Raw genomic sequence first — 14,604 nt, forward strand, 5'->3', positions numbered from 1 at the left:
GCGGCCTGCGCGCGCGTAGGCCGGACGGCCCGACATAAGCGAAAAAAATGAGGGCAGCCTTAATTTTCCCCGAAAAAGGCGCCCTCATTTTTTTGTTAGTGCGCAGCTTTACCTCATGAAAATTGTCTAAATTACAGGGCAACCAACTGCGGTTAGTATGACCGAAGAAGCCATCCTACAAGGCTGTTTAAAAAATGAGGCGGCTGCCCAGCGCGAACTGTACAATCGGTACAGCCCGAAGATGCTGGCCGTCTGTTACCGGTTCGCCCACAATAGGGAAGACGCTGAAGATATGTTGCAGGAGGGGTTCATAAAAGTCTTCTCACAAATGCACACCTTTCAAAACAAGGGTGCATTCGAGGGTTGGATCAGGCGCATCATCGTTCATACCTGTATCAACAACCTGAAAAAAAACAAGCGGTTCAATGAGAGCCTGGACATTGTCCACGCACACGGAGTACAAGTGCGGGAGGAAAGTGTCCCCTCGATCGTACAGGCCAAACAGATAGTAGAATGTATCCGTATCCTGCCGATAGGTTATCGTACGGTTCTCAATCTCTATGCGATTGAAGGTTATTCGCACAAGGAGATCGCCGATATGCTGGACATTGAAGAGAGCACAAGTCGTTCACAATATACGAGAGCAAAGCAAATGTTGGAAGAGATCCTGATCCGGAAGAAGATCCTGACAAAGCCGAAAGAGAAATCCGATTGGATGGTCGCTATCCACTAATAAAAATCCATACCTATCGAAAACATGTCTAAAACTGATTGACAAATGAAGGAGAGTAGCTTCTATAGTGACGATTTTGAGCAACTGATCCGCGAAAAGACAGAGCAATACAAAATGTACCCTTCCGAAAAAGTCTGGAAGGGGGTTCACAATTCATTACATACTAAGAGAAGGTGGTTTATCGGGAGTATGGCATTGCTGGTGACGGGTATCCTCTTTTTGGCCGGCCGGGAATTGATAGCACCTTCCAGTCATGCTATCGCACTTCGCAAAGCTGCCAAGGGTTCGACAGCCGATTTCGCCACAAAGCCACCACTTGCCGAGAATATCCCAAACGCTCCACTGACGGCCTACCATTCCCCTGCTGCTGCAGTTGCTAACGTCCGGCGCAATGCCGCCGCGGGCAGCACCATCCTGGAAGACCAGGACCTCGCTTACAGGGGCATTTCTATTACGCTTAGCAATCCCGTTATAAATCCCTCCGATCTTTCCGAATGGCTGAGCCGGGTTCAACTACCCGATAGAGCCCCCGACCTGGCCGTAATTGCAGCCAGGACGCCGGCAACCGATGCAGGCAAGACGCCGGAGGATGTAACAAAACCGGGAGCAAGAACGGGTGGAGAAACAGCTTCCTTACGGGAATCGGGTGATGAATCCCGTGAGTCAATAGATGAAACGGGAGCCGATGGGCTCACCGCCCACGGTGTGCTGGAGAGTCTGAGTGCGCGGGGGACGGAAAGGGCCCGGAACAATGTCCGGGGGCGTGGTCACCTGGCAAGCAACAAGACCAATGGGAATGAAGTGACGGCCGATGGACGGTTATCCGACGCAGGCGCCGCCAAGGCATCGGCCAGCGCTATCGCCGAAGCGGAAGATCGTCAAAGAGTGAACTGGCTGCAGGACTATGCCATGAATATCCTGCCGGCGCCCAGCCGCAGGGGAAGGACGTATTTCCAATTCTCGCTTGCCCCCACCATCAATTACCGCGTCCTTAGCGGATTGGACCCTTCCTTTGAGAAGTTTGGTCCGACGCCGAACGGCTTTACCGTACAACCTGGTGACAGGATAAATCACTCCGCGGCTTTTGGATTCGAGTTTGGCGGCAGCATCCTTTACCGCCTTACGCGTAACCTTTCCGTCAAAGGAGGATTGCAATTCAATTTTGCCCGGTACATGATAACCGCATACAATAATTCCCAACTGGGTACGACCTACTCCTACTATGGTTATATGATGGATTCGATGACAAGGAGCGCCACTACCCAACAGGCAAGCAGTGCCGGCGGTTTTGGCCCTGTGACACAAGAAACCCTGAAGAACGACTACTATCAATTGTCTGCGCCCATCGGCTTTGAATTAAGGGTGCTTGGCAACGAGCGGCTGCAGTTCAACCTGGGCGCTACGGTGCAACCCAGCTATCTTCTCGGTACGAGCTCTTATATGCTGAGCTCTAATAAGACGTCCTGGGACAAAGAGCCCGACTTGTACAGGAAATGGAATGTCAACGGCGCGGTGGAAGCCTTCCTCTCCTATCGGGTGGGTAATCTTCGCTGGCAGATCGGGCCGGAGTTTCGCTATCAATTCTTTTCCAGCTATACTTCCCAATCGCAGTTCGCCGAAAATCTGAAGTCCTACGGGATAAAGATCGGTATCACGAAGATGCTGCCTTAAAGCTGCCCAACATGCTGGCGCAAAAGTGTATTTTTACAGCATGAAATATCTCGCCCTTCTTTGCCTTGCCGGCGCGGCTTTGTTCATTGCGTGTTCAAATCCAAATCGACCCGTCCCTTCGTCCCAGGGCGATTCACTTTCGAACTCCAACGATTCCAATACCACTAAAAATTCTTTCTTTCCCGTGGCCGACTACCTGGAGGCAGAGATATTGCATGTGGACTCCTCGTTGCTGGCGCTTCACCAATACACAACCCGCAACGGCCATACCGACTCGGCCTTTATCCAGGTTCCGGAATTCAACCGGCTTGCCTTGCAGTTTGTGCCCAGGGAGCTCGCGGACAGCAGCTTTCAAAAATATTTTACGGAATCCTCCTTTGCGGACAGAGCCACTAATTCCATAACCTTTACCTATTCCACCACCAATAAGGACCTGGGCCTGCAGCGGGTGGATGTCATGACCGTTGCCGGCCCCCGGGCCCAGCAGGTGAAAAGCATATACCTGGAAAAAAGCCGGATTGCCGGCGACAGCGTGATCTTGCAAAAGCTGTTCTGGCAGGCACAGCGAAGCTGCGAGATCGCCACCCTTATCCGGGTGAAAGGGGCATCGGTAAGCGAAGAACAGGTGAGGGTGGTTTGGGACAGTGCCCGGGAGGAAGAATAAGCATACCATGACAGCCGAACAATTTAGCCAGATTGCCTCTACGATACCCCTGAATCCGGGTATCTATAAGTATTTCGATGAGAACGACGAGCTACTCTATGTAGGAAAGGCCAAGAGTCTGCGTAAAAGGGTCAGCTCTTACTTCACCAAGACCTTTACTACCTATAAGACCCACGAGCTGGTGCATCGCATCCGGCGCATAGAATTTACCATCGTCGGTTCGGAACAGGACGCTTTCCTGTTGGAGAACTCCCTTATCAAACAGTTTCAGCCGAAGTTCAATATCAACCTGAAGGATGACAAGTCCTATCCATACATCGTCATCAAGAACGAGCCCTTTCCCAGAGTATTCCTCACCCGGCGAAAGATCCCTGACGGATCGGAATACCTCGGTCCTTTTACTTCGGTGGGCAGGGTACGGGAGCTGCTCGACTTTGTGAAGAGCAATATCCAGCTGCGCACCTGCCAGCTGAACCTCTCCGACACGCAGATAAAAAAAGGCAAGTATAAAGTATGTCTTGAATACCATTTGGGCAACTGTAAGGGTCCTTGCGAAGGATTGCAGACTGCCGGGGATTATGCGGAGGGGCTTGTGCAGCTGAGGAATATCCTCAAGGGCAACCTGGGTCCACTGATACAGCAATTCAAACGGGAAATGCGTACCCTGGCCGAGAAGATGGATTTTGAAAAGGCGGAGATCATCCGCAAAAAGATCGAGCACCTGGAGAATTATGAAGCCCGGTCGGTGATCGTCAGCAAGCATCTCAGCAATGCCGATGTCTTTACGATCGCGCGGGACGGCGATCTTGCCTATATCAATTATCTCATGGTGGAAACAGGCACCATTGTACAGACGCACACGACGCAGGTAGAGACCCATCTGGAAGAGTCCGATGCCGAGGTGCTGGCCTTTACTATCGCGCAGTTGCGGGAAACCTTCAACAGCCTGGCCCATGAGCTTATCCTTCCCTTCCCCATCGAATACCCCGAGGAAGGGATCGTGCAGACCATCCCTAAAGGCGGCGACAAAAAGAAGCTGATCGAGCTCTCCGAGAAGAATGTCCACTATTTCCGGGAGGAGTTACGCCGGAAGCAGCTGTTGCAATTGCAGGGCAAGACCCCGGACGAGCGCCGCCAGGTGTTGGTGCAGCTGATGGAAGACCTGCAACTATCGGAACTACCAGTGCACATCGAATGCTTTGATAATTCCAATTTCCAGGGCAGCTATCCCGTGTCGGCGATGGTCTGTTTCCGCGACGGGGTAGAGAGCAAGAAGGATTACCGGCATTTCAATGTGAAGACGGTGCAGGGAATCAATGACTTTGCGACGATGAAAGAGGTGGTGCACCGGCGGTACAAACGGCTGATGGAAGAGAAGCAGTCGTTGCCGCAGCTGGTGATCATCGATGGTGGCAAGGGTCAGCTTGGTGCGGCGATGGAAAGCATTACAGAGTTGGGGCTGACCGGAATGATGACGGTGGTGGGGCTTGCCAAGAATGAGGAAGAGATCTTTTTTCCGGGCGACAGTGAGTCTATCAAGCTTCCTTATAATAGCGACAGCCTCCATCTGGTACGTCGCATCCGCGATGAAGTGCATCGGTTTGGCATCACTTTCCACCGCAAGCAACGAAGCAGGGGAACTTTCACCAACGAGCTGGAGCAGATAGAAGGTATTGGAAAAAAAACGGCCGACCTGCTGTTGAAACGTTTCCGATCGGTGAATAAGATCAGGCAATTGGGGGAGGATGAACTCGCGGAAGTGGTCGGTCCGGTGAAGGCAAGACTTGTCCGGGAGCATTTTGCGGAGCCAGGGACGGCGGGGTCCGGGCCGGGGGACCCGGGGGTTCCCCCAGCAGAGGAGGCCGGGAATGAGCCTGTAAAGCCCTCCTAAAACGACCGTAAAGGACTCTATTTACACTTATAAAAGGTGGGACAAAGAACCATAAAAGGCAGGTTATGAGCTGTTAATGGTCCGTTGGGGGCAGACATAAAAAACGGCCGTAGGCCTGCGAACCCCGGGTTCGCGCCCGAATGGGCCATAAATGAAAAAAGGGGCCCGGATAGACATCCAGCCCCGTTTTTAAAATCCAATATCCTATGAAAAACCGTTGTAAAAGTAGTAAAAGAATTCTATTCAGCAATACCCAAATTTGGGTATTTTTAAAAAAAATATTTTGAATTAACTAATTAATTTATAGTTACTTATTGAGGGAATGAGGGAATAAAAAAAGGGCGCTGCAACATAGCAGCGCCCTTCTTATAAAGTGATATTGAGGTTTAGTACGACCAGAGGTCCTGTTCGTAGTTAAAGATCTTTTCTTTGATCTTCTCCCCTTCGAGCAGTTTGAGGATATTGTCCTTAATATACCCTTCGATGTACTGGTCACCGGGGTTGTCGATGGTCGACTTCACGATGCGGCCAGCGAACATCCGGCTTTCGAAGAGTTCTTCCCAGCTCATGCGGGCGCCATAGTTTTTGCCGTTGTAGGCTTCAAACTTGGCGAGCATGGGGCGAAGATCGGGATAGTATACCCAGAATACGGGGGCCACGGCTCTGACAGACCCGTCCGGCTGGAGGATGTCCTTCATGGGAGAGACGCCCAGGATACGGACATGGAGGCGGGAAGACTCCTTGTCGAATACCCATTCTTCCTTGAGCTGGTACCTGCTGATAGCATCGGGGTTGAAGTCTTCCTGGATGAGCGTATCGCGCATCAGGCCCTTCGAACCATCCGGGTCTTTATCCAGATCGGGAACCTGGATGACGTGCGGCTTGGCGACGAGATTTTCTGCAATTTGTTGGAAGGTGATGGGAGTGGTGAACCGGTCGTCTTCAAAGGCCGTGATCTGGCCACTCTTGATACCCACGAGCAGGATATTGATAAGACGCTGATTACCATTATCTTCCGTTGCCTTATAAACAAAGGGCAGGTTCATCTTTTCGTGCACATCGATCTCTTCCCATACCCGCTGGCGGTAGACGGCGTCATCCTCGCGGATGTGCTCGTAAGGCAGGGGGGTCCTGTCCTTTACCAGATTACGCTCGATGATGGCGTCGTTGCGAAGGCTTCTGCGGGGGGTATCGAGTTTGATATCCGCTTGCAGGATGGCGACAGGTTTTGTCGTGTCCTTGGCAGGAGCCACGGTGGCATCGGCCGGCTTGTTCCTGGTGGCGACCGTCTTTTTGGCGGGCTTCTTCTTCACGGTGCGCTTTTTAGTTTGCGCATCCACGTTACCGACCACAAGGAGTACGGCCATCGCCAGCATGCATAATCTGATAAGATTCTTTTTCATCTCTCTTTGTTTGTACTTATAGTTATTTCAGGTTGAATACCATGGGTGGCAGCGCACGAACACGGCCGTCCTTACCCATTACCCGAATATCGTCAAAGAAAATATTCGTTCCCGGAGTCGCTCTGGCGACGATGGCTGCGGCCTGGCCGGTCCACCGGGGGCCATCGTTGCTGGCTTCGGTGTACTGGGAGATGTTACCGCCAATGGCTGCCAACTTGTAGCCCACCACCCTGAAGGGAGAGATGAACTCCGAGTTGTCCAGCACGGCGCGCAGACCGCCATTTGCCTTGAATTCAGCGGAAGACATGGAGCCGCCATTCTTGGTACCTACAAAACCCGTGGGGTTGGGCAGGTATTTTATCCGCATCTCGAATTCGGTTCTTTTCCCTTCGGCTTCGACGATGATCTTGCCCATACCGGGGGTGGTGGGAACGGCAATCCATTCGTCACCGTCACCGTGGTGGATCTCGCCATTGCTGAAGCTTACATGCACCTTTTCCCGGCCTACACTACCGCCGGAAATCTTCAACGGGTTATCTTCCTTTACATACAGCACGTTCATTTTCTCGAGGAAGACAGAGGCGCCGGAGGGCTGGCCTACAGTATATTTTACGTCGTTTTCCGAGACACCGACGCTTCCATCGGGCTTGGTATATTCTATCTTTACGTGTATGTTGCCGGTGCTGCTGACTTTGGTCTTCAATTCGGCAGTACCATCCGCATTGACGGGATATTCGGTGCCATTCATGTAGATCTTGGGCTTGGCTGCTGCGCTGAAGGCGCCGATGCCGGCCTTTACGGAAAGCTCATCGCCAGGCATCAGGTAGGTAGCACTGGGGGAGATGAGGGGCTTGAACTGGTCGAATACGACTTTTACTTCACCTATCTGTTTGAACAGATAGTCGACCACCTGGGACTCGGAGTTCTTTACATCACTCTGGAATTTAGAGAGGATGGTAAGTGCGGCGATGGTCGGGGTCATGTGGAAGTAACGAATCGTCCAGTTGTGGGCGCTGTCGCTGCCGATGGCGGTGTTGCCGGACTCGGACGGCGGGATATGCGTATCAAGGGGCAAACTATGAGCGAAGGTCGCTTGCTGGTTCTTCAGATCTTCCAGCACTTTTTGTCCTTCGTTGGGGTATTTCGCCGGATCGAGTTCAGCCAGCAGGTCGTTACGGAATTGTTTCAGCCGCTCGTACAGCTTGGGGCCTTCGCCGTTCTTGTCCATCACACGAGTGGCAGCGTCGAGGTTACCGTCGGCAAACTCTGTTACTTTGCCCTCAGCGTTCTTTTTGGGAGAAGACTCCTCGATCAGCCTTTGCTTCAGCTGTTCGATGGAGGCCGAAAGCGCTGCCGACAGTTTCTGTACCTCCTGAGCGTGAGGCGCCCAGGTTTGCGCTTTGGCCATCGTTTTCGGATCCTTCATGTCTTCATTGAAGGCATCGTAAGTCATCTGGTTCTTTTGGTCGATGACCGTATTGGATTTTATTATGCTATTATTTACGGTCTTGAAGGCGTTCAACACTTCCACCGATACGTTCAGCGCCAGGAGCGCTGTCAGCACCAGGTACATCATGTTGATCATCTTCTGCCTGGGTTCTTTAGGTAATGACATGGGTCAGTAAATTATTAATACTGGTTATAATAGTTTTTCATTAGGTTCATGCGGGCCGGAAAAAACGGGCTCAGGCACAAAGGCTTTATTAAGCCTGGCGTCCTTGCATGGCGCTCAGCATGTTCCCATAGACATGGTTGAGGTTACCCAAATTCTTTGCGAGCAGAGCAATCTGTTCCTGTGTCTTTTTGGCGTCGGCTACGCTGCCTTGCATCGTCTCAGAAGCTTTCACCAGGTTACCATAGAAGCTGTTCATAGCTTTCAGGTGGTTGTTGGTGTCCTGCAGTTCCAATTCGTAGATGGCATTCAGCGAACCGAGGTTCTTGGTGAGTACCTGTACCTGAGAATGGAATTGCTTGGTGCTGTCTGCAGCGGCATTGAAGCTGGTGATCGTATTGGCAGCACTCTGGTATGCGCCTTTCATGCTATCCAGGGCGACTGCGGCTTCTTTTGTCTTGTTCGTATAGTCCGTAGTAGCAGCCAGTGCGCCAGAGACGTCGCTGATCTTTTCTACCGTGGTTCCGAATTTCTTGAAGCCGTCGCTCAGCTTGCTAAGGTTAGCCGGGGTGATGTCGGCTTCCTGCAACATCTTGTCCATTTTATCCAGTGCAGGGTTGCCGGAAGTACCGGTTGCCAGCTTGGGCAGTGCTTCTACCAGGGCGTGCATTTCACCTCCGGGAGGCGGAAGGAAGGCATAAACCAGGAAGATGAGGGCTTCCGTCAGCAGACCTGCAGTCAGGAAGAAGTCGGCCAGGGCCGTATGCAGAATCTTCTGCAGGGCGCCAAAGATTACGACGGCTGCACCAACGCACACGATGATATTGATAAGTCTTTCGGTAGATTTTGAAACTCCAGCGCTCATAGTGATTAATTTTTAATTGTTTGTAAAGGATTTTAAAGGGTTATGGAAAAAGAGTTCCTGTTGATTTTTTGTTAACTCTTAAATCAAAAACGTTTATTCTACGGATAATATTTTAGGCACCCTGAAAGATATCTGTGGATATCTCTTGTCCTGGTCTATCGACGACCCGTGATGGTCGGGGACAGATCGATGACGCAACGGAAACCGATATAAGACTTGGATGTATCCTGGTACTCATACGTACGAGCGCTGGTCTGCAGATACATGCCGACGTCTTTCCAGCTACCGCCGCGGATGACCTTGCGTTTCATACGGGGGGGATCACTGTCCTTGGCATTCCAGCGGATGTCGGGGTTCATGTCATGCTGGAAGTTCATAGCTCCTTCATAATAGAAGGAAGAGGTCCACTCAGCTACGTTGCCGGCCATGCAATACAGACCGAAGTCGTTTGGCCAGTAAGCATCGGCCCGTACGGTGTAGAAGCCACCGTCTTCGGGGTAGTTGCCGCGACCCGGTTTGAAGTTGGCGAGCAAGCAGCCTCTTTTATTTCTAAGGTAGTAGTTACCCCAGGGATACATCGACTGAGAACGACCGCCGCGTGCGGCGTATTCCCATTCGGCTTCGGTAGGCAGCCGGAAGTTGGATTCGGTAGCCATTTTCTTAGCCTCGAGGTGGGCGTTGAGGTATTGTGTACGCCATTCGCAGAAGACGGTAGCCTGGTTCCAGTTGACGCCTACGACAGGGTAGTTGCCGAAAGCGGGGTGGGAATAGTACCGTTTGGTCATGGGTTCGTTGTAGGCATAGCTGAAGTCACGGATCCATACCAGGGTGTCCGGATAGACAGGCACATCATGCTTCATGATGAACTGGCTGCGGGGCTTGCCTTCGTTGCCTTTGGCAGCAGCCTCTTTCAGATCGAACACTTCGGAATGGTATTTCAGCTTGTTGGGGTCGATCTCGATCTTGCCGAAGATGCGGTTATCGGGCGTAACGATCATGGCATTGAGCTTTTCGATCGTTGCCTTGTCACCCCACTTGATGGTAGCAGCTTTCTTCCAATCGATCTGGAAACGGCCGTCCACGTCCTTGCCATATTGCAATTGGATCGCGGCGGTAGAATCCCTCACCCAATTGGTGAACTGGCGGTACTCGTTGTTGGTGATCTCGGTAGCATCCATCCAGAAACCGCTGATAGAAGTCTGCCTGTTGCGGGAAGTAAAGGCGTAATTCATATCCTCGTCGCTGGGTCCCATGTGGAACGTTCCAGGTGGGATATACACCATGCCCGGAGGCTTTTGAAGGTTGTATGCACTTGCGGGAGCAACGCCATGCAGCTGCCCGTCATCGGGTAATCCTTTGCCGGATTTACCTCCTCCTAATTTACAGCCCGCCATTAAAAAAAGGGCGAAAAAGGCCGTCAAAATGGAAAGGTTTTTCATTTTCATAATATTAAAGGGTATTGGGCAAAAAAAGACTTTTGACAACATCTCGCTACAAGTTTAAAATTATTTTTTCGAAAGTCAAAGCCCAGACTGCCCCTACCCGGTCAGAAATGCCCTTCTGTGACCGGATGGCAGCTTCGCTTTGGCCTGGTTTCCAGATGCTAAGGTAATAAACGCGACCGGGGCCGGATTATTGTACATCTACCCGCTATAACTTATACACATTTTCAACGAGACGGATTGCTGTAGCCACTTCATTTACAGGGAGTTGGCAAGTGTACTCTTGGCACACGTAGATCAGGGGATCCTGGCCTGATGGCTTGTCCCGCAACAAGGGGAATTGGGTATTTTCCTCATGCGAAGACTGGAAAACCCGGTAAGGAATAAAGTGCGCTAAAAACTCCTTCCGGGCATTTTCCGGCTGCTGGCCGGTGATAACTACCTCCGGAATAGTATACGTAAGGCTCTGAAAGATGGTTGCCCAAACGCCAAAAGACCCGGGATAGCTGGTGACGGGCCGGCTGAGGGCGGCTGCCATGCGGCTTGCACGCCCTATCCATTCCCTTTCATCAAACACAATGCCCAGGTATAACAAATTAGATGCCATCAAGGCGTTTCCCGACGGCGTTGCGCCGTCATAAATCTCTCTTTTTCTCAGAAGGATGTCTTTCTGCCCGTCATGAGTATAAAAGAAGAACCCTGACTCCGGTTCACTGAAATGATCGATGACGAAGCGGAGGATGTCCCGGGCTTCCGTCAGACAGCCGGCATTCCCGGTTATCTCCTGGAGATGAATAAGGGCACTGATAAGGGTGGCATAGTCGTCGAGAAAAGCCGGAACCCTGGCCTCGCCCTTATAGGCGTGATAGTAAAAATGAATGCCTTCGCCTTTGAACTTTGCCCGCAGAAACGCCATGTTTGCAATGGCCATCTCCCGGTAGCGTTCGTCGCCAAGGGCGGCAAAGGCCTTCGAACAGGCGATGTTCATAAGAGTATTCCACCCCAACAATATCTTATCATCCAGGCTCGGCGGGATCCGGCCGGCCCGGTGCTGGAGCAGCCGGAGGCGGGCAGCTTCTACCCTTTGCCGCTCGCCAGGAGTAAGCCCGGGGCCTTCGGGGCGGGTGAGGATATTTTCTTCTTCCCAGTTGCCCTCGGGGGTAACCCCGTAAAAAGTATTGAAGAGGGTGCTGTCCTCACCAAGAATGGCATCGATCTCCGCCTTATCCCATATATAATATTTACCTTCTATCCCTTCGCTGTCTGCGTCCAGGGAGGAATAAAAACCGCCTTCGGGGCTGGATAAATCTCTGTGCACAAAGGCGATGGTCTGCCGGATCGCCTCTTCGTACAAGGGTTTTTGCGTCAGCTGAAAAGCTTCTGAAAGGGTGCTGACCAGCAAGGCATTATCATATAGCATTTTTTCAAAATGGGGAACCAGCCATTCCCTGTCGGTCGAGTACCGGGCAAAGCCGCCCCCCAGCTGATCGTAGATGCCGCCGCGAATCATCTTATCCAGGCTGAGGCAGGCCTGGTCGAGGGCGGCAGTGTCCCGGGTAAAATAATAATGATAGAGAAGAAACCGGATGGAGAAGGTCTGGGGAAATTTCGGCGCCCCGCCAAAGCCGCCTTCCTCCTTGTCCGCCGAAGCCAGCAGCTGATCCCTGATCTGCCGGAGGGTTTCCGGCTGGAAGATGCCCTGCTGGTTCGTCGCGTTGCCCGTCCCGTCGCCCTGGCCGCTGCCGGTGGGTTCCTTTTTCGGGTCGCCGATGCCAAAACCGCCCGCGGTGGCGACATGCCTGGTAAGGTTCTCGGCCTGTTGCTCGATTTCCGCCCGCCGGTCGAGAAAGGCAGTAGATACGCCTACCAGCACGTCCCGCCAGGAGCTGCGGTTGTATACCGCACGGGGCGGGAAATAGGTTCCGCCGTAAAAGGGCTTACCCTCCGGGGTGAGAAAAACGTTTAACGGCCAGCCGCCACTGCCAGTCATGGCCTGCACCGCATCCATATAGATATGATCGAGGTCGGGTCTTTCTTCCCGGTCGATCTTGATGTTGACAAACAAATCGTTCATGAGCTGGGCAGTGCCGGCGTCTTCAAAGCTTTCCCGTTCCATCACATGACACCAATGGCAGGCCGCATAGCCGATGCTGACCAGGATGGGCTTGTCCTCCCGGCGGGCTGTTTGCAATGCTTCTTCACCCCAGGGATACCAGTCCACCGGGTTGTGGGCGTGCTGTAACAAGTAAGGACTTGTCTCTTTTGCGAGACGATTCGGGCGTTGGGTGCTCATACTTCCTTGCGGCTGCTTTTTTGGCGGCGACGTACTACCTCAAAGGTGCTGCAAACTTCGGACCCTGTGTATTATTTTTTCTTGACGGTGACAGAAAGATATTTTTCCAGGGCAGAGACCATGGAAGGGGCCTGCGGCTGAGGAGCCTTGATGTCGAGGGTGAGTCCGGCCTCTTCTACGGCGCGGGAAGTATTGCTGCCGAAGGCGCCGATCTTGGTGCCGTTTTGTTTAAACTTCGGAAGATTGTCGAATAGACTTCTTACACCGCTGGGAGTAAAGAAACAGATGATATCGTATTCGCTCTGGTTGAGGATATCCTTTACATCATTGCTGATGGTGCGGTACATAAACGGTGTGGCAAAACCACAATTATTGTGCTTAAGCCAATTGACGATCTCATTATCCTGCTGGTTCTCCGAACAGGGATACAGGAATTTCTCATTCTCCTTGTGCTTGTTGATCACGTCGAACATGCTCTTGTTGAGTCCGTCCGCGCCGTAGAATACTTTGCGCTTGCGATAGAGAATGAATTTTTGCAGGTATAGCGCCACGGCTTCCGTGATGCAGAAATATTTTGTGTCCTGGGAGATGCTGATCTTCATTTCCTCACAGATGCGGAAGAAATGGTCTATGGCGTTGCGACTTGTGAAGATGACTGCCGTGTACTGAACGATATCTATTTTCTGCTTGCGGAAATCCTTTGCAGGAATAGGTTCAAGGCGGATAAAAGGATGAAAGGCAAGCTCGACGTCGTATTTTTTTGCCAACTCGAAATACGGCGACTTGTCTGTTTCAGGTCTGGGTTGTGTGATTAAAATCTTCTTTTTATCCCCGTTTTTAATCATGAGTTTCCCCTCTGGATTAGCAAAATTAATACACTTTTTCCAAATATGTCAATAACACCTTGTAAATCAATAGAAGGGGTGCTACCTCGAAGGCGCAAAGGTACAGAAAAAAATAAAACGGCGCTAGTTTAATTTCGCTTCTCACCGGCCGGTAGCCCGCAAGGGCCCTGTACGCCCACATTACGAAGACCATTGCCAATGAGATAGTTATAAAAATTTCGCGGACTTCCGGGCCCGAAAAAGTGATCAGGATCAAAAAGGGCAGTAAAAAAATTCCCAGCATTTTATTCACCAAAAAGACGACGAAAATATAGATGTCGGTGGCCCGGGAAATGGAAAAGACCCAGCCCACGAATTTCAGGACGACGAATTTTACCAGGTAGATAGTGGCGAGCGCCGCCATACAATATAGGTATAGCATCCAGAAACCGATGCCCTCGCCGATGCGGGAGTAACGGACCAGGTAGCAGGCATAGAGACCACCGCTGATGATAAACAGGATATTGAGCAGCAGGGAGGGTAGCGGGGTTTGCAACACTTGTTCTCTTATCTGTTGCTGACGGAGCGAGACCCGGAAGAACAGCGTCATCAGGTTGTTGAAATATTTCTCGAAGGAGATGCGGATCAGCGCGAAGTAGAACAGGATGCCGACGAGCAGGTAAAAAAGGCTATCCTTTGAGTTGGAGTGATGAAGCTCGTATATATCCACCACTGGCATACCGGTGAAATTGAAGAAGGGGTTTCTCGTCAGCACTTTTTGCCAGAAGGAGAGTTCGGGTGGCCCTTCCCGAACGACGGGGGCCGGTGGCGGCGGAGCCGAAGGTTTTACTGCCGCGGGAGTTGCTGTGGCCGTTGGAGTGACGGCCTTTGCGAGGGAATCTTTTTGGGCCGCAGCGATGGCGGCCTTTGTCGCGGCGGCGTTTGACACCGAGTCTTTTTGTGCCACGGCGATAGAGTCCCTTTTAGCAGCCAGCCGCACCAGGCGAAGGGAGTCCCGCCGGGCCTTGCGCACCCGGGCGAGAGAGTCGCGTCGCAACGAGTCGGCGGGGGAAAGATGGCGAGCAGAATCTGGCTGCCCTGCCGGTGGCCGTGTGGTATCGGTCTGCGCATCTGCCCGGGTTAGCATCAGAAGGCAGAAGAGAAGGAGGGAGCAGAGTCTGATCATATGGTTGCAAAAATAGGGTC

General features: G+C 52.0%; 11 protein-coding genes. 4 read left to right on the plus strand and 7 right to left on the minus strand.

Features of this window, described 5'->3' with window-relative positions; translation table 11 throughout:
• The first annotated feature begins 157 nt into the window (after nt 1-157).
• From IEY39_RS17345 to uvrC, 4 genes are read left to right on the plus strand one after another with little or no spacing between them, the layout of a single operon-like run.
• Entirely contained in the window at nt 158-733 is a 576-nt protein-coding gene (locus IEY39_RS17345; protein ID WP_188933794.1) for an RNA polymerase sigma factor, read from the plus strand.
• 45 nt (nt 734-778) lie between these two features.
• Entirely contained in the window at nt 779-2,404 is a 1,626-nt protein-coding gene (locus tag IEY39_RS17350; RefSeq protein ID WP_188933796.1) for a porin family protein, read from the plus strand.
• Nucleotides 2,405-2,444: 40 nt separating this feature from the next.
• Nucleotides 2,445-3,068, plus strand: coding sequence for a hypothetical protein (locus IEY39_RS17355; RefSeq protein WP_188933798.1), 624 nt, complete (start codon nt 2,445-2,447; stop codon nt 3,066-3,068).
• A 7-nt stretch (nt 3,069-3,075) separates the two neighbouring features.
• Nucleotides 3,076-4,959: an excinuclease ABC subunit UvrC gene (uvrC, locus tag IEY39_RS17360; RefSeq protein WP_188933800.1), complete on the plus strand. Its 1,884-nt coding sequence runs from the start codon at nt 3,076-3,078 to the stop codon at nt 4,957-4,959.
• 386 nt (nt 4,960-5,345) lie between these two features.
• On the opposite strand, the gene porN is transcribed toward uvrC, so the two are convergent.
• From porN to IEY39_RS17395, 7 genes are all read right to left on the minus strand, one after another.
• Complete coding sequence (gene porN, locus IEY39_RS17365; RefSeq protein ID WP_188933802.1) at nt 5,346-6,362, minus strand: type IX secretion system ring subunit PorN/GldN; 1,017 nt, start codon at nt 6,360-6,362, stop codon at nt 5,346-5,348.
• 22 nt (nt 6,363-6,384) lie between these two features.
• The gene (porM, locus tag IEY39_RS17370; protein WP_188933803.1) at nt 6,385-7,977 is read right to left on the minus strand and encodes a type IX secretion system motor protein PorM/GldM; all 1,593 of its coding nucleotides are present in this window, start codon (nt 7,975-7,977) and stop codon (nt 6,385-6,387) included.
• Nucleotides 7,978-8,065: 88 nt separating this feature from the next.
• Nucleotides 8,066-8,839 (minus strand): type IX secretion system motor protein PorL/GldL, encoded by a 774-nt coding sequence (gene porL / locus IEY39_RS17375; RefSeq protein ID WP_188933805.1) that lies wholly within the window; start codon nt 8,837-8,839, stop codon nt 8,066-8,068.
• A 155-nt stretch (nt 8,840-8,994) separates the two neighbouring features.
• On the minus strand, nt 8,995-10,278 hold the full coding sequence (porK, locus tag IEY39_RS17380) for a T9SS ring complex lipoprotein PorK/GldK (protein ID WP_229688958.1): 1,284 nt from the start codon (nt 10,276-10,278) through the stop codon (nt 8,995-8,997).
• Between the two features lie 211 nt (nt 10,279-10,489).
• Nucleotides 10,490-12,574 carry a thioredoxin domain-containing protein gene (locus tag IEY39_RS17385; RefSeq protein WP_188933813.1) on the minus strand — a complete coding sequence of 695 codons (2,085 nt, stop codon included), beginning with the start codon at nt 12,572-12,574 and terminating at the stop codon, nt 10,490-10,492.
• 71 nt (nt 12,575-12,645) lie between these two features.
• Nucleotides 12,646-13,419 (minus strand): uroporphyrinogen-III synthase, encoded by a 774-nt coding sequence (locus tag IEY39_RS17390; RefSeq protein ID WP_188933815.1) that lies wholly within the window; start codon nt 13,417-13,419, stop codon nt 12,646-12,648.
• Nucleotides 13,420-13,444: 25 nt separating this feature from the next.
• Nucleotides 13,445-14,584, minus strand: a complete 1,140-nt coding sequence (locus IEY39_RS17395) for a DUF4271 domain-containing protein (protein WP_188933817.1) — start codon at nt 14,582-14,584, stop codon at nt 13,445-13,447.
• Between the last annotated feature and the right edge of the window lie 20 nt (nt 14,585-14,604).

It is taken from the genome of Puia dinghuensis (assembly GCF_014642875.1).
Taxonomy (GTDB): domain Bacteria; phylum Bacteroidota; class Bacteroidia; order Chitinophagales; family Chitinophagaceae; genus Puia; species Puia dinghuensis.